This window comes from Acetobacter fabarum, assembly GCF_029069195.1.
GTDB lineage: Bacteria > Pseudomonadota > Alphaproteobacteria > Acetobacterales > Acetobacteraceae > Acetobacter > Acetobacter fabarum_A.
The window spans coordinates 307,707-330,053 of record NZ_JARDYK010000002.1; the positions used below are offsets into that span (position 1 = coordinate 307,707).

General features: G+C 60.4%; 20 protein-coding genes and 1 riboswitch. Of the genes, 8 read left to right on the forward strand and 12 right to left on the reverse strand.

Translation table 11 applies throughout. The annotated features are described in order from the left end of the window. Nucleotides 1–7: 7 nt before the first annotated feature. Together PY793_RS04665 and PY793_RS04670 are read right to left on the reverse strand one after the other, a co-directional pair. The gene (locus PY793_RS04665) at nucleotides 8–208 is read right to left on the reverse strand and encodes a DUF1656 domain-containing protein (RefSeq protein WP_275176943.1); all 201 of its coding nucleotides are present in this window, start codon (nucleotides 206–208) and stop codon (nucleotides 8–10) included. A gap of 1 nt (nucleotide 209) precedes the next feature. Further along, nucleotides 210–2,294 (reverse strand): FUSC family protein, encoded by a 2,085-nt coding sequence (locus PY793_RS04670; RefSeq protein ID WP_275176944.1) that lies wholly within the window; start codon nucleotides 2,292–2,294, stop codon nucleotides 210–212. Between the two features lie 283 nt (nucleotides 2,295–2,577). On the opposite strand from PY793_RS04670, the gene PY793_RS04675 reads away from it, so the two are divergent. Both PY793_RS04675 and PY793_RS04680 read left to right on the forward strand, forming a co-directional pair. Beyond that, the gene (locus PY793_RS04675; RefSeq protein ID WP_275176945.1) at nucleotides 2,578–3,726 is read left to right on the forward strand and encodes a metallophosphoesterase family protein; all 1,149 of its coding nucleotides are present in this window, start codon (nucleotides 2,578–2,580) and stop codon (nucleotides 3,724–3,726) included. Beyond that, nucleotides 3,723–6,401: an AAA family ATPase gene (locus PY793_RS04680; RefSeq protein WP_275176946.1), complete on the forward strand. Its 2,679-nt coding sequence runs from the start codon at nucleotides 3,723–3,725 to the stop codon at nucleotides 6,399–6,401. Before PY793_RS04675 ends, PY793_RS04680 begins: the two co-directional genes overlap by 4 nt. Here the strand turns inward: PY793_RS04680 and PY793_RS04685 are convergent, their stop codons facing one another. Beyond that, entirely contained in the window at nucleotides 6,402–7,862 is a 1,461-nt protein-coding gene (locus tag PY793_RS04685; RefSeq protein ID WP_275176947.1) for a carbohydrate porin, read from the reverse strand. Nucleotides 7,863–8,076: 214 nt separating this feature from the next. Here PY793_RS04685 and moaB point away from each other — a divergent pair, with 214 nt between their 5' ends. Then, nucleotides 8,077–8,631, forward strand: coding sequence for a molybdenum cofactor biosynthesis protein B (moaB, locus tag PY793_RS04690; protein WP_275176948.1), 555 nt, complete (start codon nucleotides 8,077–8,079; stop codon nucleotides 8,629–8,631). After that, entirely contained in the window at nucleotides 8,624–9,202 is a 579-nt protein-coding gene (locus PY793_RS04695) for a DJ-1/PfpI family protein (protein ID WP_275176949.1), read from the forward strand. The genes moaB and PY793_RS04695 overlap by 8 nt, the downstream gene beginning before the upstream one ends. A 95-nt stretch (nucleotides 9,203–9,297) precedes the next feature. On the opposite strand, the gene folE is transcribed toward PY793_RS04695, so the two are convergent. From folE to PY793_RS04725, 6 genes are all read right to left on the reverse strand, one after another. Beyond that, entirely contained in the window at nucleotides 9,298–9,906 is a 609-nt protein-coding gene (gene folE, locus PY793_RS04700) for a GTP cyclohydrolase I FolE (protein WP_275176950.1), read from the reverse strand. An 18-nt stretch (nucleotides 9,907–9,924) separates the two neighbouring features. Beyond that, nucleotides 9,925–10,395: a Co2+/Mg2+ efflux protein ApaG gene (gene apaG, locus PY793_RS04705; RefSeq protein WP_275176951.1), complete on the reverse strand. Its 471-nt coding sequence runs from the start codon at nucleotides 10,393–10,395 to the stop codon at nucleotides 9,925–9,927. A gap of 212 nt (nucleotides 10,396–10,607) precedes the next feature. Continuing rightward, nucleotides 10,608–11,816: an O-succinylhomoserine sulfhydrylase gene (metZ, locus tag PY793_RS04710; RefSeq protein WP_275176952.1), complete on the reverse strand. Its 1,209-nt coding sequence runs from the start codon at nucleotides 11,814–11,816 to the stop codon at nucleotides 10,608–10,610. Nucleotides 11,817–11,931: 115 nt separating this feature from the next. Beyond that, nucleotides 11,932–12,011, reverse strand: a riboswitch (SAM riboswitch). Between the two features lie 106 nt (nucleotides 12,012–12,117). After that, nucleotides 12,118–13,095: an 8-oxo-dGTP diphosphatase MutT gene (gene mutT / locus PY793_RS04715; RefSeq protein WP_275176953.1), complete on the reverse strand. Its 978-nt coding sequence runs from the start codon at nucleotides 13,093–13,095 to the stop codon at nucleotides 12,118–12,120. Then, on the reverse strand, nucleotides 13,088–14,194 hold the full coding sequence (locus tag PY793_RS04720) for an aromatic ring-hydroxylating dioxygenase subunit alpha (protein WP_275176954.1): 1,107 nt from the start codon (nucleotides 14,192–14,194) through the stop codon (nucleotides 13,088–13,090). Before PY793_RS04720 ends, mutT begins: the two co-directional genes overlap by 8 nt. Nucleotides 14,195–14,307: 113 nt before the next feature. Continuing rightward, nucleotides 14,308–15,177, reverse strand: a complete 870-nt coding sequence (locus PY793_RS04725; protein WP_275176955.1) for an ATP-binding protein — start codon at nucleotides 15,175–15,177, stop codon at nucleotides 14,308–14,310. A 131-nt stretch (nucleotides 15,178–15,308) separates the two neighbouring features. Here PY793_RS04725 and yajC point away from each other — a divergent pair, with 131 nt between their 5' ends. Beyond that, the gene (gene yajC / locus PY793_RS04730) at nucleotides 15,309–15,653 is read left to right on the forward strand and encodes a preprotein translocase subunit YajC (protein WP_275176956.1); all 345 of its coding nucleotides are present in this window, start codon (nucleotides 15,309–15,311) and stop codon (nucleotides 15,651–15,653) included. A gap of 23 nt (nucleotides 15,654–15,676) precedes the next feature. On the opposite strand, the gene PY793_RS04735 is transcribed toward yajC, so the two are convergent. Continuing rightward, a complete protein-coding gene (locus PY793_RS04735; RefSeq protein ID WP_275177108.1) occupies nucleotides 15,677–17,914 on the reverse strand; it encodes a primosomal protein N' in 2,238 nt (745 codons plus the stop codon). A 131-nt stretch (nucleotides 17,915–18,045) separates the two neighbouring features. On the opposite strand from PY793_RS04735, the gene PY793_RS04740 reads away from it, so the two are divergent. From PY793_RS04740 to PY793_RS04750, 3 genes are read left to right on the forward strand one after another with little or no spacing between them, the layout of a single operon-like run. After that, nucleotides 18,046–19,035, forward strand: coding sequence for a tyrosine recombinase XerC (locus PY793_RS04740; RefSeq protein WP_275177109.1), 990 nt, complete (start codon nucleotides 18,046–18,048; stop codon nucleotides 19,033–19,035). A 5-nt stretch (nucleotides 19,036–19,040) separates the two neighbouring features. Beyond that, nucleotides 19,041–20,006: a prolyl aminopeptidase gene (gene pip / locus PY793_RS04745; RefSeq protein WP_275176957.1), complete on the forward strand. Its 966-nt coding sequence runs from the start codon at nucleotides 19,041–19,043 to the stop codon at nucleotides 20,004–20,006. Further along, nucleotides 20,003–20,989: a retroviral-like aspartic protease family protein gene (locus tag PY793_RS04750; RefSeq protein ID WP_275176958.1), complete on the forward strand. Its 987-nt coding sequence runs from the start codon at nucleotides 20,003–20,005 to the stop codon at nucleotides 20,987–20,989. Before pip ends, PY793_RS04750 begins: the two co-directional genes overlap by 4 nt. Before the next feature lie 177 nt (nucleotides 20,990–21,166). Here the strand turns inward: PY793_RS04750 and PY793_RS04755 are convergent, their stop codons facing one another. Then, nucleotides 21,167–21,646: a superantigen-like protein SSL4 gene (locus PY793_RS04755; protein ID WP_275176959.1), complete on the reverse strand. Its 480-nt coding sequence runs from the start codon at nucleotides 21,644–21,646 to the stop codon at nucleotides 21,167–21,169. A 189-nt stretch (nucleotides 21,647–21,835) separates the two neighbouring features. Then, a complete protein-coding gene (gene arfB, locus PY793_RS04760) occupies nucleotides 21,836–22,258 on the reverse strand; it encodes an alternative ribosome rescue aminoacyl-tRNA hydrolase ArfB (RefSeq protein WP_275177110.1) in 423 nt (140 codons plus the stop codon). Nucleotides 22,259–22,347 lie beyond the last annotated feature (89 nt).

Here is a 22,347-nt window from a genome sequence, read left to right on the forward strand (position 1 = left end):
AGCTCTTTCACAGAAGGATGGTGTAAAGGCCGAGAAGGCAGATCAGGATGCCAAATTCGGCCAGGGGCAGGTTCCACACCACACGGCGCGCACGCACCTTGGCCAAAAGCGGGTTGAGCGCAAGCAGGGTGGCAATGGCCAGCCCTGCATGCACCACAAAGGAAGAAACCAGCAGGCCGCCAATATCCAGAACAGGCTGGAACTGCATGTCAGCGGGCCTTCCACTGCTGGTCGGGCACGGGCAGCAGGTCATACAGGTGCAGGGCGGAGCGGTTGTGCTCAAGCAGACGGATCGCACCCACCATGGCAGATACGGCGGCAAGGGCCGTGGCCATCTGCCCATGGGGCAGCGCTATGGCATGGTCGAGCAGAATGCGGGCCTTGTGCCGCATGCGCACCAAGGCTGCATCCACGTTGTAAATAATGGTGGAGCGGTAGGCGGATTCCGCATCCAGCCGGATGGCGGGAATGGTGGCAGCGCGTTGCAGGTGGCGGCGTGCGCGGGCCAGTTCAAGATTCAGGGCATCCAGACTGGCAAGACGGGCAAAAACACGTTGGCGTGCCTTGTTGGCAGGCAGGTAGCGGTTCCATTCCAGAATACGGCACAGCCGGTCATAATGGCGGCTGATCAGCGCGGAGCCTGCCTGCTCGCCATGCCCTTTAAACTGGAGCAGCAGATCGTGCCCGATGGTAATACCTACCCTGAACCGCCTGCGGGACGCGGAGGGAGGCAGCAGGAGCACAAGTGCAATGAAGATGATGATTGCGGCGAACAGGTACAGCACGTTGCGGTCAATAAAGGTGGATGGCTCGTAGTTCTGCTGGTCAGCCACTCCAAGAATAACAAAAAAGAACACCCCGGCGTTAAACCCGACCGTGGCTGTTTTGGGGTGCATGAGCAGCAGGCAGCCGCCAAAAATAACGGGAATGATGGCCATGGCCAGAAAAGGCATGTCCGCCCCGTGGGGCAGTACGCCAAAGTTCAGCACTGCCGCTACAAGAATGGCCAATGGCGTGCCCAGAAGCGCGCCCATGCCAAAACCGCGTACATTATAGGTCGTCGCGGCAAGGGTCAGGATAATGGCGACCTGCGAGAGTGCTGAATACGTGGCTGGAATATCGGAAATAATGCATAGCCCCGCCGCCACGGAAAAACCGATAAGCGTGCGCAGGCCGTTGAGCAATGCGGCAATCACGTCGTCATGTTGTTCAATCTTGAGCTCGGGGGCCTGCGTGCGCGCCCGCTGGCCATGTTCAAACGCATCTATGCCATCCACTGCCCAGCGCGTATCGGAGAGCAGGGCCATGGACCGTTCGATCAGCCAGGCTTCATCAAGCGTTGGGCCAAGACTGAGTTCGTTTTTATGGGCCTCCCGCGCAAGGTCTTCCAGGTCATGCACAGCCTGCGCGGGAGAGTTGACTGGTGTGCCATCGCCATAGGAATTGCGGATGTGCTTGAGCACCGTGGCCGAAACCTCGCCCTTGCGCAGCACAAGGGCAATGGCCTGACTGCACGAGAGCATTTCCAGTAGTGCCACCATGGCCGAGCGTGCCCCCGCAAGCCGCAGCCGTGCATCGGGCAGTTCGGTCTTGGCGAAGGAAATCTGCGATGTCAGGGCAATAATTTCTCCAGCAAGGCCCGCACAGGTCATGCTGTCGGGAATGCTGTGGCCAGCCAGCGCATCCTTGGCAATACGGCGCACCATGTCAGATGTGCGGCGCAGATTGGTGGTCAGTTTTTCAAACGCGGTGGGGGAACCAAAAATGTCATTGATCGCGGCGGTGGAGGCAATGCCCACCACAATGCAGGACACGCGGTTGAGTGTGACGTCAAAAATACCAGCCGGGTTATCAATGCAGCTGATCCCTACAATGGCAACCGTATAGCCCGAGAGCATGGCTGCATAAGCCCGAAAATCGCGTTCCAGTGTGCCAACAATGGTGCATAGCGTCAGCCATAGCGCCACACCGCCCAGAAAAACCCCGCGTTCCTGATTAAAGCAGGCAGTCAGGAAAAGAGCGACAAACGCGCCAATAATGGTGCCTGCCAGACGGTAAAGTGCTTTGGAGAGAACCTGCCCACGCAAAGGCTGGGCCAAGATCATGACCGTAACCGCCGCTGTGCCGGGGGAGGAAAGCTGGAGCCAGAACGCCGTACTCAACGCCAGCACGGCAGACAGCCACGTTCTTAGGCAGAACAGGAACCAGCCCGGAGAAAACACGGAGGGCGGGAGCTGGAGGAACCAGCTCTTCCATCCCGGTCTGTGCATGAAAGCTGTTTTCTCAGCGGTCATTTGGGTCTGCTTTTGCTGTGGCCACTGAGCTGGGGTTGCCCCCGAATCCGTATTGTCGGGGGCATATTAAAATAAAATATAATGTTTAGGGGGCGCTCTGCCCATAGCTTGGCATTGCGTTGAACGCGCAGCAGATCTGAATGATAAGTCTGAGAACTATAATGGGCCTAATCAATTCCGGGTCAGGCGCGCATGATGGCGTTCCTGACTGCGGGGCTGTGCTGGCCGTCATGCCATATTCCCTACTTGCCGGGAGATCGGGGGTGCGGGCACAACAGTGCGTATGAAAATTGTTCATACCTCTGACTGGCAGATAGGCCGGGCCTTCAGTTTTGTAGATGATGATGCACTGGGCGCACTTCAGGCCGAGCGGCTGAATGTGATCGAGCGCATAGGCATGCTGGCGCGGGCGGAAGGGGCCGCCCACGTGCTTGTCGCAGGCGATGTGTATGAGCACGAAACTCCTTCGGGGCATACATTGCGCCAGCCCATGGAGCGCATGCGCCAGTTTGCGGATATAAGCTGGCACCTTATTCCCGGTAACCACGATGCTCATACCCCTCAGGGCGTATGGACCCGCCTGCAACGCGACAATGCGGTTCCGGGCAATGTTAAGCTCCACCTTGCTTCCGTACCGGTTGAGCTGGATAGCGCTCATAATGTCTGGCTGCTGCCTGCCGTGTTGCAGCGGCGGCACACCCTGTCTGACCTGACTGCTTATATGGACGACGCCCCCACCCCCGAAGGTGCTTTGCGCATAGGGCTTGCCCACGGCTCGGTGGTGGGGTTCGGGAATGAGGAAGAAGCCCGGAACAACCCCATAGCCATTGACCGCGCCGCACGGGCGGGGCTCGCATATCTGGCTTTGGGGGACTGGCATGGTTTTAACAGGATCAATGACCGTACGGTGTACGCTGGTACGCCGGAGGTGGACCGGTTTGGCACCGGGGGCAATGGCGGGGGGGAGTGTGTTGTGGTGGCGTTTGATGGCCCCACAGCTCCGCCACGGCTGAGCACGCACAGAACCGGCCGCTTTACATGGTGCAAGTTTGACAACGTGGTGCTGACCAGCAGCGCGGATATCCATGCGCTGGAAAACCGCGTGCGCGCCATAGCCCCCGAGCAGCCTCACACCATTCTGGCATGGCTGGAACTGGGTGGCATGCTGGGGGTGGAAGACCTGACACTTTATGAAAATCTGATCGACCACCGCCTGCGCAGTGCGTTGGCCTGCCTGCGGCTGAGTGGCGCCCCCAGTCTTGCCGCCGGGGCGGATGATCTGGATATGCTCGGTGCGTCCGGGCCAGTGCGCACGGCCGCCGCTGCCTTGCTGGAGCAGGTTCATGCCGGTGGGTCCGGGGCCAGTGTTGCGCAGGAGGCGCTGCAAAGGCTCTTTCTGCTCTGGGGTGAAGTGCGGAGGGCGGCACCATGATCCTGACAGATATCCAGATCGAAGCCGTGCGCCGTTTTACCTCCCCCATTCGGGTCGAAGGACTGGGCGCTGGGCTGAACATTCTGGCTGCCCCCAATGAGGCCGGAAAATCCACTGTGCTCAAGGCCCTGCGAACCGTGCTGACCCTGCGGCACACTTCCAAAGCCCAGCCGTTCAAGGACCTGCTGCCTTATGGTGGAGGCTCACCTCATGTTGGCGTGGCCTTCACATGGAAAGGTCAATCCTGCTGGCTGGAAAAAAAATTCGGCAGCGGCAACCTCGCCCGCCTGGATATGGGAGCCGAACGGTTTGATGGGGAGGAGGCGGAAGAGCGCCTGCAGGCCCTGTTCGAGCTGGAAAAAATCAGCAAGTTCGAAGCCGCCGGGTTGTGGAACGCCCTGCTGGTGGAACAGGGCGAAAGTTTTGCCCAGCCTCCGCTGCAAGGGGCAGGGCGAGCCAGTCTGCAGGCCTGTCTGCAACAGAACATACAGGGCGTGACCGGCACGGCCGAGGCCAGCGCCATGCTGGCTCTGGTGAGCAAACGGATCGCCCAGTACCAGACCGCAACAGGCAAAACCAGCCAGCGTATGCGGCAGATGCAGGAGGAAGGCGAGCAGGCCCGTGCGCAGGTCGCCACCCTTCTGGCCCGCAAGGAGACCTTGCAGGAGGACATAAGCGCGCTGGAGCAGGTCCGGCGTATGCTGGCCCAGAGCAGCAACCCCGAACGGCGCAGGCAGGACGAGGAAAAACTCGTAGCCCTGAGGCAAATACGTGACCAGTTGCGCGGGCTTGTGGCGCAGGAGCAGGCTGCACAGGCGCAACTGAGTGCGGCCGAGCAGAACACGCAGTATATTCTGGCCGAGCAGGAGCGCCGCCTGACCCGCCGGGCGGATATTGCCCGGCTGGAGCAGGTTCTGGCCGATGCCCGGAGCGGGCACACCCGGCTGGGCCTTGCCGTACAGGAGGCGGACCAGAAACTGGTTCATGCACAGGCCAGCCTGAAAAGCGCCCAGAACTGCTACCAGCAGGCCCGCACCATGGTGTCGCGCGTTATGCACAAGGCTACGCTGACGCATAACCAGCAGGCAGTGGCGCAGGAGCGTGCCGCGTTCGAGCGGGCCAACGCCGGATGGGCAAGGCTGGAAAAAGCACAGGCGGCCTTGAGTGTCATGCCCGTGGATGCAGCTTTTATGCGCCGTCTGGGCAAGGTGGTGCAGGCGGTGCATCAGGCACAGGCGCGCATGCAGGCGCAGGCGACACGGCTGGAGGCAACCCTGCTCCCCGATGCAGCAGGCACGGTATGGCTGAATGGCAACCCCTGCCCGGTTGGCCCCCAGTCCCTGACAGATGTGAGCGAACTGGTGGTGGACGGCGTGGGCCGCTTTACCATAACCCCCCCAACCCGGCAGAGCGATGCCCTGCACACCGCCCTTGCCACGGCCCGGAGTGCTTTGGATGAGGTGTTGCAGGAGGTCGGGTGCCACAGTGTCGATCAGGCCGAAAGCCAGCATGAAGCCCGCAGGCAGGCCGAGCGGGAGGTAGAGCAGGCCAGTGCCGAATGTATGGCGCTTTTATGTGTGGTCCAACCCGGCGATATTGCAGCCGCTCTGGACGCAGCGCGGCACAAACTGAACGAGCGGGAAGCTCTTTTTGCCAGGGAGCAGGCCGCTCAGGCGGATTGGCCTGAAGATGAAGGCCCACAACCCGACGTGGAACAGGCCCGTGCGCAGGAGCAGGATGCGCTTATGGCGGTGGAAGCCGCCCGCCAGTATGAGCAGGAGGTACTAAACCAGCATCGCATGGCCCATGCCAGGCAGGAGCAGGCTCTGGCCCAGTCTGCACAGCAGCAGCAGGCGCTCCAGCGTGACCGGAGCGAACTGGAAGTCTGGATTGAGCACGAACCGGACCCGGTCCTGCTGGCCCGCGCTACCCGTAGCATGCAGGACAGGCAGCACGCACAGGCCGAACTGGCCCGGATTGCGCACATACGCCAGCAGGAGGAGCCGTTGAGCGTGGTGGAGCAGGGTATTCTCCGCCGCGAGCAGGATATGGAGCGCCTGCGTGAGCAGATTACACGCCTGTCCATGGAACAGATGGAGCGTGAAACACGTATCCGTCAGGCGGAAGGGGATGGGCTGGATGAGCAACTGGCCAGTGCGGAGCGCCATGCTGCACAGGTGCAGGGGGAACTGGAGGCATGGGAGCGCGAGCGCGCGGCCCTTGCGTTGCTGGAAGCCACGCTCCTGCATGCCCAAACCACTCAGACCGAGCGGTACCTGGCCCCGCTGGTGCAGGCCATGCAACCCGCCTTTTCCGCCCTGTTCCGTGGGGTAACACTGGAAGTGGATACGCAGTTCGCCCTGACCGGCCTGACCCGCCAGCGCGCGGAGGATATAAAGGACCTGTCTGATGGTACGCGGGAACAGATTGCCGTGCTGGTCAGGCTGGGCTTTGCGGAACTGCTGCACAAGCGGGGGGCACCAGCCATTCTGGTGCTGGATGACGCGCTGAGTTTTTCAGACTCCCAGCGGCTGGAAACCCTGTTTGATGTTCTGTCCGATGCCGCAACGCGTTTGCAGGTCATACTGCTGACCTGTCACGCGGAGCAGTTCACCCCCCTGCGGGGCAGGATGCTGAGCCTGCGCCCGATGGAGCGTTTTACGGTTCCGAGCTGATCACAGAACGGCGTTGAACTGGAGCCCCATAACAGCTGCATCGTGGAATACGGTGCTGCCACCGGGGCGGTTGATGTACTGGAAGTCTGGCTGCAACGAAATGCCGGGAGCGACGTGGGCATTATAGAACACTTCGTAAATGTTCTCGTGCGACTGAATACCCCATACGGTGCCCCACTGGTTGGGGGGGAAGGGAATACCGGCATTGGCGGCGGCTTCCTGCTGCAAGGTGGATGCGCGGCTCATCAGCTCCCACTGGTACATGGCGCCTATGCTATCCATCGGGCGGCCCCATCTGGCCCCGGTTTCCACCATGCCAGCCCAGATATGGTGGGACATGGCGGTGGTGTGCCCGTCGGACCACATCCAGCCAGCCAGAGCGATCAGGCCATTGGTCGGGCCATCGCCGTTGCGGACCAGCATCTGGTCCGCCATGACCCAGGCGCTGGCACGGCCTGCGCGGTAGCGTTTGGGCATGCCTGTTTCAATCCACGGGTTGCCGTGTATGTCATCCAGTAGGTCGGGGTAGCTGGAATTGTCATAGCCAAAACCGGCTTTGTAGTGCCCGTTCAGATGGTTTTTGCCAAATTTTGGCAGCCAGCCCACTTCTACCGGGGAGGAGAATTTGCCCAGACCATCCTGCGCCCATGCCCAGCCGGAAATGCCGCCGTTAAACGCATGGGGGGAAACGGCAAACAGCGCACCCATGATGTAGGTGCTGCTTGTGGGCATGGCGCGCACCACAAATCCAAGGTTGCCCGATGGCCAGTCACGCGAGCCTTCGGTGTATTTGGTGGGGGCGGGGTTACCGCACATGGCTACGTTCATATACATGCAGAACAGGGGGGAGGCGGCAAAAAAGCTGCCCGGCGGGATCCAGCCCGCGCTGATGTCCACGTGGTTATGGAACAGTGAATGTTCGGCATACAGGTAAACAAGGTGGGCCACCACGTTACCACGCGCACCATAAATCTGCTGCACGCCGCCAATGGAGTCCCCGATATAATTGGTGCTCAGGTTCCGCCCATGGCCGTTAACGACCATCATATGGGTCCAGAAGTTCCTGAACAGGTCCGTGTTGGTCAGCTTGCCCCAGTCCACATCCAGTTCAACACCGACCTGGCCCGCATTGGTGACGCCCTGCTCGCGTCCTCCCCGGAAGTTGCCAGCCAGTTCCTCATGGACATCGGCCAGAATATGGATGCCGTGGTTGAGCAGCCAGGGTTGTGTTCCCCCCCAGTTGCCAAAAAAATGGTCCTTGCCATAAGGGGCGGAAAACAGGGGGCCGGGGTCTTCGACCAGATTGGCCTCGTTATCAACTTCCAGACTGGGTAAAAGACCAATAGAACTGTTGCCACCGGGCAGGAGTTGCGCCCGTGCGGGAAGGGGTGAAGCCAGAAGAGGCAAAAGGAAGGCAAAAAGCCAGACGGCGCGAAAAGGAAAAAAATTATGTTTGCTCATGATCCCAATTTTTTTGTCTTTGGGTTGGTCTTGCGCGTGAGCAACAGGCCCAATCATGGTTTATCGGGGTGTAACAACTCCAGTTCCTAAATGTTTTTTAGAGCCGGTGCAGGCAAAAGGTTGCCTTTGTGGGGTTATTTTCTGCCTCAGACGGCTATTATTCATTCCCCTGATGCGTTTTTGCATCATAGTTGCGGAGATATAACAGTCAGCCATGTCCAAGATAGATATGAACCGACCGTTTTTGCCTGTGCGTATTGCTGTTATGACTGTTTCGGATTCGCGCATTCTGGAGACGGACACTTCCGGCGCCGCCCTGGTGGCGCGGATCGAGGCCGCAGGGCACACTGTCGCAGCACGTACCATTATTTCGGATGATGCAGACCTGATTGCAGCGCAGTTGAGCGCATGGATTGCGGACCCGCTGGTGGATGTGATCATCACCAATGGCGGCACAGGTGTAACCGGCCGCGATGTGACGCCAGAGGCGTTCGAGCGCGTTATGGAAAAACGGATTGAAGGGTTTGGCGAGCTTTTTCGCATGCTGTCCTACCAGAAGATCGGCACATCCACCATTCAGTCACGCGCCGTGGCAGGTGTTGCAGGCGGGACCTACCTGTTTGCGCTTCCCGGCTCCACCGGTGCGGTCAAGGATGGATGGGACGACATTCTGGTGTTCCAGCTCGATAGCCGCCACCGTCCGTGTAACTTTGTGGAACTGATGCCCCGCCTGCGCGAAGGGCTGAAGGAGAACACACATCATGACTGATGACGTAAAACTGCTGATGCTGGCAGGGGACTACGTGGAGGACTATGAGATCATGGTCCCGTATCAGGCGCTCTCCATGCTGGGATACACGGTGGATGTGGTCTGCCCGGGCAAAAAGGCGGGGGACAAGGTTCTGACCGCCATCCATGATTTTGAAGGGGCGCAGACCTACAGCGAAAAACCCGGTCATGCCTTTACGCTGACCGCGGATTTTGATGCGATCGACACGGATGATTATCTGGGCCTTATTGTTCCCGGTGGCAGAGCACCTGAGTATCTGCGGCTTAACCCAAGGGTGCTCGAGATTGTGCGCGCCTTCGCGGACCGGCCTCTGGCGGTCATCTGCCACGGCGCACAGTTGCTCGCAGCAGCCGGGGTTATCAAGGGGCGCAAGGTTTCAGCCTACCCGGCATGCAGGCCGGAGGTGGAACTGGCTGGCGGCATTTATGCCGATATTGCGGTTACGGATGCCATAACGGATGGTGAACTGGTGAGCGCGCCCGCATGGCCTGCCCACCCGGCATGGCTTGCCCGGTTCCTAAAGGTGCTTGGCGCAAACATCAGTATTTAAGCCACGCAGCGCATGACCAGGTATTGTTATGGTGGTGCGCTGGTATGGCCTGCGCAGGCCCCCGGCACCGTATGGGAGCCGGGGGTGCTGGGCATTTAGTAGCCGTTTACGGCGGGGCGGTTGAGGATGGCCATCAGCTCACGCCGGGTATCGGAATTATCACGGAACACGCCCAGCATGGTGCTGGTAACCATGGAGACGCCGGGTTTGTGTACGCCGCGTGTGGTCATACATTCATGTGCGGATTCAATAATGACGGCTACACCATGGGGTTCAAGCACGTCATTGATGGTGTTGGCGATCTGGGCGGTCATGCGTTCCTGAATCTGGAGGCGGCGGGCATAGGCGTCCACCACGCGTGCCAGTTTGGAAATGCCGACAACCCTCTGGCGCGGCAGGTAGGCAACATGGGCACGGCCAATAATGGGGGCCAGATGGTGCTCGCAGTGGCTTTCAAAGCGAATGTCACGGAGCAGAACAATCTCGTCATACCCATCCACTTCGGAAAAAGTCCGGCGAAGCAGAGAGGCCGGGTCAATGGCATAGCCCGAAAAAAAGTCGGTATAGGCACGGGCAACGCGGGCGGGCGTGTCCAGCAGACCTTCACGCGTTGGGTCATCGCCTGCCCAGCGCAGCAGGGTGCGTACAGCCTGTTCGGCTTCCTGTTGGGTGGGGCGGTCTGTGTGGTGCTCAGGCACGCTCATGCCGGTCTCCTGCTTTGGTTATTGGAGCTGGTGGTTCTGGAAAGGGCTATCCAGACTGAAGGCGGGAATGGTCACGTCAAACCGGGCGCGGTCCGTGGTGGCTTGCAGCAGGAATGACCCACGCATGAACCCCCCGGGTGTGGCAAGAGATGCGCCAGATGTATATTCGTAAAGCGTGCCGGGCTGGATAATGGGCTGTTCCCCTACAACACCCTGCCCATGCACATGTTCCGTGCGGCCGGATGTGTCGGTAATATGCCATGTCCGCTCAAGCAGTTGTACGGGTCTGCTGCTGTCGTTGCCAATGCGGATACGGTAAACCCAGCAGTAACTGTGTTCATCCGGCTCGGACTGGTCAGACAGCCAGAAGACCTGCACCAGCACACGAATGCCATCGGTGACGGCTTCGTACACAGGGAGGGGGGAGAACAGTTCGTTCAGGGCTTCTTCCGGGGATTGTGGAAGGGGGGCAACGGCCCAGTCGGCCATGGGTCTCCAGCTCCTGCAAAATGGAAAGGGGTTCGGCCCAGATCAGCCGTTCCGTGTGCTAGGTCCGCATTGGGTGCGAGAGCGTGCCAGTATCATGAACATGAAGGTTGTGCAAAGCCGCATCCAACACGTGGTGTGCAGGCCATGCCCCCTTGGCCATGGCTCCGGGCCCCGGGAGGGGGCGGGCCATGGCGGGCGGGAGCGTATGGTGCTTAAAGCGCCTTGAGGGCGGCAACACCGCGCGCCAGATCGTCTATCAGATCCGCACTGTCTTCCAGACCGACGGAAAAGCGTATGGCGCCATCCGTAATACCAAGAGCTGCGCGTTCTTCGGGGCTGATCTTGGAGTGTGTGGTGGTGGCCGGGTGGGTCACCATAGAGCGGGAATCCCCCAGATTGTTGGAAATGGCGATCAGTTGCAGGGCGTCCATAAACGCAAAGGCTTCTTTTTGTCCGCCGTCTACGGCAAACGCCACAAGTGTGCCGTGGCCATGCATCTGGCGCTGGGCCAGCTCGTATTGCGGGTGGTCCTTGCGGCCGGGGTAGCGCACCAGCTTGATACCCGGAGCCGAGGCCAGATAATCCGCCACCACGGCGGCATTGCGGGCCATGGCCTCCACACGCAGGGACAGGGTTTCCAGCCCCTTGAGCATGACCCATGCGTTAAAGGGCGAAAGTGCATTGCCGGTGTTGCGGGTAAAGGGCTGGAGGGTTTCGGTTATCCAGTCCTTGCGGCCCAGCACCGCACCACCCAGCACACGGCCCTGACCATCAATGTGCTTGGTGCAGGAATAGACCACCACATCCGCGCCCAGTTCGAGCGGTTTTTGGAAGATGGGGGAGGCAAACACATTGTCTACAATCACAATCGCACCTGCCTTGTGGGCACGCTCGGAAATGGCTGCAATGTCGAGAATATCAAGCATGGGGTTGGAGGGGCTTTCCAGCAGTACCGCATCCGTGGGCACGGACAGGGCTTCGTCCCATTCAGCCAGATTGCCACCATCCACAAATACGGTTTCCACGCCGTAGCGGGGCAGCAGGTGGTTTACAATCCAGTGGCAGGAGCCAAACAGCGCGCGGGAGGCCACAACACGCCCACCTGCCGTAACGTGGGAGAGCAGGGCGGAGGACACAGCCCCCATGCCCGTTGCCGTGGTGATGCAGGCTTCGGCCCCTTCCAGGTCCGCCAGACGGCGTTCGAGCGCTGCGGTGGTGGGGTTGCCAAAGCGGCTGTACTGATAGTGCGTGACTTCGCCCGTAAAGGTTTTGGCGGCCTGTTCGGCGCTGTCATACACAAAACCGGAGGTCAGGAAGAGGGCTTCGCTGGTTTCACCATATTCGGTGCGCTCCAGACCGGCATGGAGCTGGCGTGTGGCAGGACGCCACGCCTTGGAAGGGGATGTCTGGTTATCGCTCATGGGACTTGTATCCGGTTCTTTCGTGTCTGATCCAGACCGTGAGGCAGACGCTGGCATGCGTCCATCCACAGGGGTGCATCTCTCAAATTGACCGTGGAAACCATGACGTCGGGTTATGCGCGCCGTCAAAGCCTCTTTAGCGCGTTTCTTTTACCTCGCCGCAAGCCGGCTGAACAAATCACGAGGGAAGGTTTCTTGCAGAAACATTCTGCTTTCTGGTTAATCCCGCTCCTTATCATTCGTCAAGAATGTATGTTGGCGTTTTATGGGTATATTCCACAAGGCAGAGGTGTGGTTTTGGCTAGAGCAGGGCCTGTAGCAGGGGAATAAACGGCAGATCGGCTTCGGGCATGGCGTAGCGGCGCAGATCAGCCGGGGCAACCCAGGCCAGTTTCTGCCCTTCACACGCGGTGGGGACGCCCTGCCAGCGGCGGCAGAGATACAGCGGCATCAGCAGGTCAAAGCCGGGGTAGGCGTGCGAGGCAAATGTAAAGGGCGCCAGACATGCGCGGGACATATCCAGCCCAAGCTCTTCGTGCAGTTCGCGCACAAGAGCAGCCTCTGGCGTTTCTCCTGCTTCCACCTTGCCGCCGGGGAACTCCCATAGCCCGGCCATGCTTTTGCCCTCCGGCCTGCGCGCAAGCAGAATACGGCCCTGTGCATCTATTAACGCTGCGGCGGAAACCAGCACCAGCTTGCGCTGTGTGGTGGTGGGGGTTGTGCTCATGTCCAGATCAGTCCGGTTGGTTTCCATCATGGCGACAGGCAGTTCCGTGCCACGGGCGGTGAACATCTGCCGGTCCGTGCCGCAATGGCGGAAGCCTGCGTGTTCAAGAACGCGGATGGAGGCAGGGTTATCCTGTGCTGCTGTTGCGCGCAGGGCGGTAATGTCCAGATGGGCCAGCGCCCAGCGCGTCATGCGGGTGGCGGCATGGGTGGCAATGCCCTGCCCCCAGTAGGGGCGGCCGACCCAGTACCCCAGCACGCCCACGCGCCCCACCTGCGGCATGGTGTGAAGACGCACCCCGATGCAGCCCATAAAAGCCCCGTCAGGTGCGGTTATGGCAAAATGGTAGCCTTCGCCGCTGGCCTGCATCTGGCAGGTGGAGGCAATCCAGCTATCCGCCAGCTCCCGAGGGTAAGGGAAGGGCAGGCGGCTGAGCATGCGCACAACCTCCCAGTCATTGACCAGGTGGTGCAGGGTTGTTGCATCATCAGGGTGGAGCGGGCGCAGGCGGCATGGACCTGCATCCAGTAACAGAGGTCCGGTATCAGGCATGAGACTCGCTAGCAGGGGGAGTGCCACATTCAACCAGCAAAGCCCTGAGCGCGTTAATCACGGGGAAGACCTCCACATTATGGTCTCCCCCCAGTTCGCACCATGCAGTCTGTTCCAGTTCAACAATTTCGCGGTCTTCGGCAAAAATCCGCTCGGTAAAGGCGACAAGCAGGGGCCAGGCCATATCCAGAATACCGGGGATTTTGGGGCGTTTGACCGAGAGCAGGCCAAAGGTCCGGTTGGTCAGTTCGTCAGCACTCTGGGGGGTGTACACAATCCACAGGTCCATCACCGGGTCTTCATCCCCGGTCTGGATACGCAGGGTCTGGTAGGGGTATTCCGTGCGGATGGTCATGACATCCCGGTGCTGGAATTTTTCCGATGCGTCGCGTCGTTCGCCAAAAATCAGCGTCTCACCAAAGGGCTGCTTGCCCCCCGTGCGCGCAAAGCTGTAGCGGGCCTCCACCAGACCGGGTTCGCGTTTCTGGCCCAAAAAGCGGGGCTTCATCTGCCCCATCTGTTTGGAGTGCATGAACTGGTGGTTCATATCCATCAGGTTTTCATGCATGAAGCTGTAGTGGCAGGCTACGGTGCGGCCAAAATAACGGGTTTTGTAAGCAGGGTTATCCGCCTTTGCCAGATGCGGGGCCAGAGGCACGCTGTCGGCTTTTTCCGGATCACCGGGGAAGACAAAGATCATGCCGTTCTGTTCGCGGCAGGGGTAGGTGCGCACCCCGTTGGGCAGCTTGCCCTTGCCCAGATAGGGTACATCAATACACCTGCCCGAGCGCCCATAGGCCCAGCCGTGGTAGCAGCATTTGACCGAACTACCCGCAACGACTCCCTTGCTGAGCGGCACCTGCCTGTGGGCGCAGCGGTCCTCCAGCGCAAAAATGGGACCGTCCACCGGGCGTACCAGAGCTATGGGCTGACCAGCGTAACGTGTGCCTATGGTTTTGCCGGGTTTGAGTTCGCGCGACCATGCAACCGGATACCAGTAGTGCGGGTTGGAGCGTACCCTGCGTATGTCCGTTGTGTTCGAGCGCGCCTCGGCACCAAAGGACGTATCATCAGAATTGGGCGGTACTGTCTGGTTCATGTCGCCTCGAATCAGGGAAACCCCCGCGGCATCGGGCCGATGCCACCATTTGCGAAGGCTATCTCAACTCATACCCATGTGGGATGCAAGATCACAGGACCCGGTTGCGCAAATTAATGCGCTGCCAGCTCGGCTGTCAGGGCTTCTATGAACTGGTATGCCACACGGCCCGAGCGGCTGCCACGGGTAATGGCCCATTCGTTGGCGCGCGCCAGCAGCATATCGGTGGCAATGGGCAGGTTACGTGCCTGAGCGTAGGTTTTGACCATATCGGTATAGGTGTCCTGCCCGCACGCATGGAAGCCAAGCCACAGGCCAAACCGGTCGGAGAGGGAGACTTTTTCTTCCGTGGCTTCGGAGGGGTTGATGGCGGTTGAGCGTTCATTTTCTATCATGTCGCGCGGCATCAGGTGGCGGCGGTTGGATGTGGCATAGAAAAGGACATTCTCCGGTCGTCCGGCAATGCCGCCATCCAGCACGGATTTGAGGGCTTTGTAATCCCGGTCCTCTTTTTCAAACGAAAGATCATCGCAGAACAGAATGAAGCGACGGTGGTTTTCGCGCAGCAGGCTGAGCAGCAGCGGCAGGCTTGTCAGGTCCTCGCGCTGGATTTCTATCAGCGCGACCAGTCCCTTACCGGGCGTGCAGGGTTTGTCGTCCACCTGGTTGACCAGCGCATGCGCTCCCTTGACCAGAGAGGACTTGCCCATGCCGCGCGCGCCCCACAACATGGCATTGTTGGCAGGCAGGCCATGGGCGAAATGACGCGTGTTTTCCAGCAGAATGCGTCTTTGCAGGTCTATGCCCTGCAACAGGTCAGCGCGCACATGGGCTACGTGGGGGATGGGTAGCAGCCGCCCGCGTTCTGGTAGCCAGACAAAAGCATCTGCCGTATCCACCCCTTCCAGCGTTGCGGGGGGAGGGGAAAGGCGCTCCAGAGCCGCGGCAATACGGTCCAATGCAGGCAGAAGGGTCTGGTTCATCGGCTTTTATTCCTTATTAAGGGTCTTTCTGGCGGTTTTTCGTCAGCATGGGAGCTTGACGCGGGAGGATTGAAAATTATGGTCACTTCTTCTGTTTCCGCAACCAGCCATTGTTGAAGGTCTGTAGTCTTATGTCCAATTTTCTTATCCCTGCTGCTTACGCCCAGACAGCTGGAAGCTCTGGCGGTGTTTCGAGCTTGATGTCTTTTTTGCCGTTCGTGGCTGTTTTTGCCATTATGTATTTTCTGCTCATCCGCCCTCAGCAGCAGCGCCAGAAGCAGCTTAAATCCGAGCTTAAATCCCTCCGTCGTGGCGACCGGATTGTAACAGCCGGTGGCGTTGTGGGTGTTGTGCAGCGCACAAGGGAAGAGTCGAGCGAAGTGGAAGTGGAAATCGCACCCAACGTGCGCGTTATGGTGATGCGTGAAACCATTTCTACCGTGCTGACCAGCACAGCCAAGCCCGCCAACGACTAGGTTCCAGCCCGGAGCAGGTGCCGTTACAGGAACGAGACGGGGTCTATATCCACCTCAACGCGTACGTGCCTGTCTAATGGGACCAGTCCCAGCCAGCGGTGCAGAATAGGTTGCACCGCAATGCTGCGCCATGTGCGCAGCAGCAGGCGGCGGCGGTGCCGCCCGCGCAGGATGGCAAGTGGCGCCGGAGCAGGCCCCAGCACCTGAATCCCCTCCCCATAAGGAGCCGCGCGGCCAAAGCGTGCTGCGGCGTCATCGGCTGCCTGAGGGGTCTCCGCGCTGATGATCAACGCTGCCAGCCGCCCGTAAGGGGGCCAGAAGCCGTGGCGGCGCTGTTCGGCCTCCTGCTCCATGAACTGGTCAAAATCGCCCGAAAGCAGGGCCTGCATAACCGGGTGTTCGGGCATGTAGCTTTGCAGCACCACGCGCCCCGGTGCGCTGGCGCGGCCCGCACGGCCTGCGACCTGATGCAAAAGCTGGATCGTGCGTTCCCCGGCCCGCAGGTCCGCCCCCCCAAGCCCCAGATCGGCATCCACAATGCCAACCAGTGTCAGGTGGGGGAAGTGCCAGCCCTTGGCGACAATCTGGGTGCCAATAATCAGGTCCACGTCACGGCGGGCAATTCTGGCAACTGCTTCCGCCGTGGCGGCAGGGCCTCCCAGCGTATCGCTCGACATGACAAGAATGCGCGCATCGGGGAAGCACTGGCGTGCCTCCTCTGTTATGCGTTCGATCCCCGGGCCAATGGCAGTCAGGCTGTGTTCGGTTTTGCAGGTTGGACAGACAGGGGGCATAGGCTCCGTATGGTCGCAGTAATGGCAACTGAGCACCTGACGGTTGCGGTGTTCCACCAGCCATGCGGTGCAGTGCGGACATTCCATGCGGTGTCCACAGGTGCGGCATAGTGTAAGGGGGGCATAACCCCGGCGGTTAAGGAACAGCATGGCCTGCTCCTCCCGCTCTAATGTGGCGGCTATGTCTTCCACCAGCCTGGGGGAGAGGAAGAGCCCCCGCTCGGGTGGGGCCTCACGCATGTCCAGCAGATGGGTCTGCGGTAAGGATGCGCCGCCGTGGCGGGTGGGCAGCGCAAGGCGCTGGTAGCGTCCGGCCTGCGCATTGGCCAGTGTTTCCAGGCTGGGAGTGGCGGAGACCACCACAGCGGCAAACCCCGCCAGCCTTGCGCGCACCACCGCCATGTCCCGCGCGTTGTAGATGACACCTTCCTCCTGCTTGAACAGGGATTCGTGCTCTTCATCCACAATAATCAGGCCGAGGTTGCAAAACGGCAGGAACAGGGCCGAGCGTGCGCCCACAATGACCGTAGCGGAACCATCAGAAGCTCCCAGCCAGGTCTGGCGGCGTGCCTTCTGCCCGATTTCGGAGTGCCATACGGCGGGGCGCACGCCAAAGCGGCGTGTAAACCGGTCCATCCACTGGGCGGACAAGGCAATTTCGGGCAGGAGTACAAGGGCTTGCTGGCCCTGCTCCAGACAGGCGGCTATGGCTTCAAGGTAGATTTCGGTCTTGCCCGAGCCCGTTACCCCTTCGAGCAGGGTGACGGAAAATTTTTTGTCCTGCACGCTGTGGCGCAGGGCGGTGGCAGCCTCTTTTTGCGCTCCTTCAAGCACAGGCTGGTGGTGCAGCGGGTCTGGCCGGGCAAACGGGCTGGCAGGTTCGAGCAGAACCGGGCGCAGCGCGCCCGCATCCGCCAGTCCCTTGACCACACCTGCACTGACCCCTGCTGCACTGGCAATATCGGGAGTGGTGCGCGGGCAGCCATCCACCATAAGGTCCAGCACCTTCTGGCGTGCTGGGGTTATGCGCAGACCGTCTGGCGGGGCTGGGTGGGGGGCCCAGCCCATGGTGGGTGCGGGTGTGGCCCCTTTCATGTGCAGGCGCAGGGTCATGGCCAGCACCATGCCGGGGGGGGAAAGCGTATAGGCGGCCACCCAGTCCACAAACCGGCGGAGTTCGGCATTAAGCGGGGGAAGCTCCAGCCGCTCGGCCACGGCACGCAGGCGGTTATCTGCCACTGTTTTGCCCGGCGTGGGGTGGGCAAGGTCTGGTGGCAAGGTGGTCTGTGTGTTCCATACCACGCCGGTCTGGCGGCGGTTACCCAAAGGTACGCTTACAATATCGCCCGGCTTGAGCGCCATGCTGGCGGGAGCTTTGTAGTCAAAGGGACCAGTAAAGGGCATGGGCAGCAGAACGGGCACGCGCAGCCCTTCCGTTACGGGCTGGTCCGTGCCGGAGACATGCATAGGAGGGAAGGGAGGTGCCACTGCCATGCTCTTATGTTTAAGCGCGCAGCAGCGCAAAGAACAGGGGGTTGTCTGTTGGGCTTTTTGCCTGAACGTAGGATAAAGGGAGCATGGAGCGGGGGCGCATGGATATGACGGCCGAAGACGCGGTGCAAAAATTTCTGGCATGGATGGCGGTGGAAAAACGGTCTTCCCTTTTGACCATAGATGCCTATCGGGGGGATCTGGCCCGTTTTCTGGCTTTTATGACCACACATCTGGGTGGCCCACCAGCCATGAGCGGCCTTGCCAGCATAACCCTGCGCGACCTCAGGGCATGGCTTGCGTATGAGGTGGCACAGGCGCAGGAGCAGGCCAGTCGCCCCCATGCACGCCGGAGTACATCGGATCAGGCAGCCCGTACCCGTGCGCGCCGGGTTTCTGCCTTGCGTTCATTTTTTAAATATCTGGCGCGCAGGGAAGGGGTGGAGAATCCGGCTGTCTCGCTGTTGCGTCTGCCCCGTACCAAAAAGACACTGCCTCGCCCCCTGACGCGGGAGAATGCACTGGCCGCCCCGGACGAGATAGCCAGTATGGCCCACACCCCTATGGAGGAGCAGCGGAACGCTACCCTGTTCCTGCTGCTTTATGGCTGTGGGCTACGGATTTCAGAAGCGCTGAACCTGAATATTGCCGATCTGCGCACCATGGAAGGCAGCGGGGTTCTGCGTATTCACGGTAAAGGGGGCAAGGAGCGGCTGGTGCCTGTGCTTCCGGCCGTGTGCAAGGCACTGGAAGCATGGCGCAGACGCCACCCAGCCCCCGCACCGGACAGCCCGCTGTTTGTCGGGGTCCGTGGGGGGCGCCTGCAACCCGCCATTGCCCAGAAGGCCATGCGGGAATGGCGGGTCAGCAACGGGCTGCCCGAGCATGTAACCCCCCATGCCCTGCGCCATTCCTTTGCCACCCATTTAATGGAAGGGGGGGCTGACCTGCGCGTTATTCAGGAACTGCTGGGCCATGCCAGCCTGTCCACAACACAACGTTACACACTGGCGGATGAGGCGCGGCTGCTGGATGTCTGGACGCGTGCGCATCCGCGTGCGCAAATGGAGCACAACGCCCATAAAAAAGAAGGTTGAGGGTTATGATCACCACAGCATACCGCACCCCGTGGCCGGAAATAGAACCCTACGCCCAAGGGTATCTGGATACGGGGGAAGGGCATCAGGTTTACTGGGAGCAGTGTGGTAATCCCGATGGTATTCCGGTTGTGTTCCTGCATGGTGGGCCCGGTGGCGGATGTTCGGCCGCACAACGCCAGATGTTTGACCCCGCACGCTACCGCATTGTGCTGTTTGACCAGCGCGGGTGTGGGCGTTCGCGCCCGCATGCCTCGCTTGAAGCTAATACAACATGGCATCTGGTGGCCGATATTGAACGGTTGCGTACCCTGTTCGGGGTGGAAAAATGGGCTGTTTTTGGCGGGTCATGGGGGTCTACGCTGGCTCTGGCCTATGCCCAGACCCACCCCGAGCGTGTGAGTGCCCTTATGCTGCGCGGCATTTTTACCCTGCGTCAGGCCGAACTGCTCTGGTATTATCAGGAAGGCGCATCCTGGCTGTTCCCCGATAAATGGGAGGATTTTGTTGCCCCCATCCCCCCTGTGGAGCGGGGCGACATGATGGGAGCATATCGCAAACGCCTGATTTCGGACAACGTGGCAGAGCGGCTGGCCGCCGCAAGGGCGTGGAGCCTGTGGGAAGGACGGACCCTGACCCTGCTCCCCTGCCCGGAAATGGAACACCAGCATGATGAGGCCGATTACGCACTGGCTTTCTCACGCATAGAAAACCATTATTTTGTTCATGGCGGCTGGCTGGAGGAAGGCCAGCTTATCGCCAATGTGGCGCGTATCCGCCATATTCCTGCCGTGATCGTGCAGGGGCGGTACGATATGGCAACTCCCGTGCGCACGGCGTGGGACCTGCACAGGGCATGGCCGGAGGCGGATTTTCAGCTTGTCGATGCCGCAGGCCACGCTCTGTTTGAGCCCGGTATTCTGACCGCCCTGCTCAATGCCACGGACCATTTTGCGCAGGAACTGGCATGACACCTCGGCACGGCAGGCAGAAGAGCCAATGGGGATGGCGGTATTGTGCCGCCGCTGCGGCTGTTGTAGCTGGCATGGGGGCAGGGCTCCAGACCGCCAGTGCCCAGTCCTGCCATAGGCTGATGGCCCGTGTGGCTTTGCGCAATGATCTGGGGTTTTTGAATATTCCGGTCAGCCTGAACAACCATGCCGCGCGCATGATCGTGGATACAGGCTCGGAAGGTGGCCTGCTCTCGCCCGAGGCCGCCGCCCTGTTTGATACGAAACTGGACCGCTCGGCCCGTACCATGGTGCATGGTACGGGGGGAGCGGGGCGTATTGTACCCAATGCAGTGGTGCGTTCCTTTAAAATAGGAGGGCTGGAGTTTGGTCCGGTTTCCATTCCCGTGGATGCGCTACCTGCTGCGCCACGTACGGAGCCTGCGGTGGAAGGACTGGTGGGGGGGGATATGCTCTCGCGCTATGATGTGGAATTTGACGTTGCGCAGGGGACACTCTCTTTCTGGTCCGCAGGTCCGTCCGGCTGCTCTGGTCCAGAGGGATGGCATTACATCTACCGCGCGGTTCCGTTGCAGAATGCGGGGGAGCGGGTGATCGCCCGTGTGGAACTGGATGGCCACGCCCTGCAGGCTCTGGTGGATAGTGGAGCGCGCTCGTGCATTGTTTCAACCCAGACGGCAGAGCGTATGGGCGTGAGCCAGCACACGCTGGCTGCCGATCCCGGCGGGCTGACAACAGGTGTGGATGGCCACCAGCAAACCTACCACTGGCACAAATTCGGCATGATGCAGATTGGGCAGGAGCAGGAAAAATCCCCCGTGCTCACGGTCGCCCCCGTGCAGGATACGGTGGACATGCTGCTGGGTGCGGACTGGTTTGCCGCCCACAGGGTATGGATTTCGTATCGCACGCACATGCTCTACGTCATGCCTGCAACGGGTCACACCCGTCAGGAGCGTGCCGTCAGTCAAGAAGGAGGATAATGGAAGCGCACTGAACGGCGCTGCGAGAAGAGCTGGTTTCAGTTTATCGTAGCGGGCCGCTGTAGAGGCCGTCGTATTGCTGCCGCAGGATATGAAGCAGGCAGATCGGATTATGCTCTGCTCAACCGCCAGTGCTGGGGAAGAAAAATTCCCCAGCACTGGCCAGGGTTTGGGGCGTTATTCGCCCTTGAGGCGTTTGTTGCAGATGCTGTAATACCCGCCGCCTTTTTCAATCCACTTCAGACCGGCATTGGCGTTGCTGGCCTTGTTGGCGTTGTACTGGTCAAGGCAGGTCTGCATACGGGCCTTGCCTGCGCTGAGCTTGGCATATTGCGGCGCTACGGCGGTGGGCAGGGTTGCGCTGGAGGGAGCGGCCCCTGCGGCGGTCACAGCTTTGGCAGGTTTGGGAGCCTCAGTACTGGCGGGTGTTGCTGGTGTGGGGGCTTTGGGGGCAGCACTGGCCGGGGTGGCGGCTACATCGCACGAGCTGGCCTTGAATTCCTTGAAGGACTGGCCCTTGAGCGTGTTGGCGTTTTTGGCCTGTGTGAACTTCTCGTGGCACTCCTTCACCGTCATGGCGTGGGCGCTGGGGAGAGAAAGGGCTGTGGCGCAGCCAAGCAGCAAAGCGGCCAGTCCGGTGCGGGCAACAACAGTCATGAATATACCTCATGCAAGGAGGATAAGAGAGCGGCAGCCCATGCTGCCAGCATTCCATCATTATCATGAAAAATTATGTGTAAGAAATGCAAGCCTGACGGCTTTTTGCCCGTATCTGAAAATTAATATCAGTTAATGCTCCGCGCGGCTCCGTGCGTGTTCAATACCTTGCCCGGCCGGAGTGCAGGCCTAGTCTTCAAACCGGGCTGAGCGGGTACGTTTTACACTGGCGCGGTGGGCTTTGCCGTCCAGCCTGCGCTGGCGTGCGGCCCGGCCCGGACGTGTCGCGACCCTGAAAGCAGGGCGGTGAGCGGCCTCGCGGATCAGGCCGACCAGCCGTTCTATGGCATCCTCGCGGTTGCGTATCTGTGTCCTGAACCGCCGGGCGGTTATGACAATAACGCCCTCCCGTGTGGCGCGGGTACCCGCCAGTTCCAGCAGACGTACACGGACCCGTTCGGGAAGAGAGGGTGAATGCGCGGCATCAAAGCGTAATTGTGCGGCCGTTGCGACCTTGTTCACGTTCTGCCCGCCGGGGCCGGATGCCAGAATATAACTGACCTCCAGTTCGGATTCAGGCAGAGACAGTGCAGGAAGGATCGGAATGGCCATGGTCGGGGCATAGCATGGTTTGTATGCCCGTGCGCACCGTGAGCCCATAAAAAAAGCCTCCATGCCAGAGCACGGAGGCTTTTTACCCA

What these genes read in the sequence shown, in the direction of transcription:
- PY793_RS04665 (WP_275176943.1), bottom strand. Translation starts at nt 208, where the DNA reads ATGCAGTTCCAGCCTGTTCTGGATATTGGCGGCCTGCTGGTTTCTTCC.
- PY793_RS04670 (WP_275176944.1), bottom strand. Translation starts at nt 2,294, where the DNA reads ATGACCGCTGAGAAAACAGCTTTCATGCACAGACCGGGATGGAAGAGC.
- PY793_RS04675 (WP_275176945.1), top strand. Translation starts at nt 2,578, where the DNA reads ATGAAAATTGTTCATACCTCTGACTGGCAGATAGGCCGGGCCTTCAGT.
- PY793_RS04680 (WP_275176946.1), top strand. Translation starts at nt 3,723, where the DNA reads ATGATCCTGACAGATATCCAGATCGAAGCCGTGCGCCGTTTTACCTCC.
- PY793_RS04685 (WP_275176947.1), bottom strand. Translation starts at nt 7,862, where the DNA reads ATGAGCAAACATAATTTTTTTCCTTTTCGCGCCGTCTGGCTTTTTGCC.
- moaB (WP_275176948.1), top strand. Translation starts at nt 8,077, where the DNA reads ATGTCCAAGATAGATATGAACCGACCGTTTTTGCCTGTGCGTATTGCT.
- PY793_RS04695 (WP_275176949.1), top strand. Translation starts at nt 8,624, where the DNA reads ATGACTGATGACGTAAAACTGCTGATGCTGGCAGGGGACTACGTGGAG.
- folE (WP_275176950.1), bottom strand. Translation starts at nt 9,906, where the DNA reads ATGAGCGTGCCTGAGCACCACACAGACCGCCCCACCCAACAGGAAGCC.
- apaG (WP_275176951.1), bottom strand. Translation starts at nt 10,395, where the DNA reads ATGGCCGACTGGGCCGTTGCCCCCCTTCCACAATCCCCGGAAGAAGCC.
- metZ (WP_275176952.1), bottom strand. Translation starts at nt 11,816, where the DNA reads ATGAGCGATAACCAGACATCCCCTTCCAAGGCGTGGCGTCCTGCCACA.
- mutT (WP_275176953.1), bottom strand. Translation starts at nt 13,095, where the DNA reads ATGCCTGATACCGGACCTCTGTTACTGGATGCAGGTCCATGCCGCCTG.
- PY793_RS04720 (WP_275176954.1), bottom strand. Translation starts at nt 14,194, where the DNA reads ATGAACCAGACAGTACCGCCCAATTCTGATGATACGTCCTTTGGTGCC.
- PY793_RS04725 (WP_275176955.1), bottom strand. Translation starts at nt 15,177, where the DNA reads ATGAACCAGACCCTTCTGCCTGCATTGGACCGTATTGCCGCGGCTCTG.
- yajC (WP_275176956.1), top strand. Translation starts at nt 15,309, where the DNA reads ATGTCCAATTTTCTTATCCCTGCTGCTTACGCCCAGACAGCTGGAAGC.
- PY793_RS04735 (WP_275177108.1), bottom strand. Translation starts at nt 17,914, where the DNA reads ATGCATGTCTCCGGCACGGACCAGCCCGTAACGGAAGGGCTGCGCGTG.
- PY793_RS04740 (WP_275177109.1), top strand. Translation starts at nt 18,046, where the DNA reads ATGACGGCCGAAGACGCGGTGCAAAAATTTCTGGCATGGATGGCGGTG.
- pip (WP_275176957.1), top strand. Translation starts at nt 19,041, where the DNA reads ATGATCACCACAGCATACCGCACCCCGTGGCCGGAAATAGAACCCTAC.
- PY793_RS04750 (WP_275176958.1), top strand. Translation starts at nt 20,003, where the DNA reads ATGACACCTCGGCACGGCAGGCAGAAGAGCCAATGGGGATGGCGGTAT.
- PY793_RS04755 (WP_275176959.1), bottom strand. Translation starts at nt 21,646, where the DNA reads ATGACTGTTGTTGCCCGCACCGGACTGGCCGCTTTGCTGCTTGGCTGC.
- arfB (WP_275177110.1), bottom strand. Translation starts at nt 22,258, where the DNA reads ATGGCCATTCCGATCCTTCCTGCACTGTCTCTGCCTGAATCCGAACTG.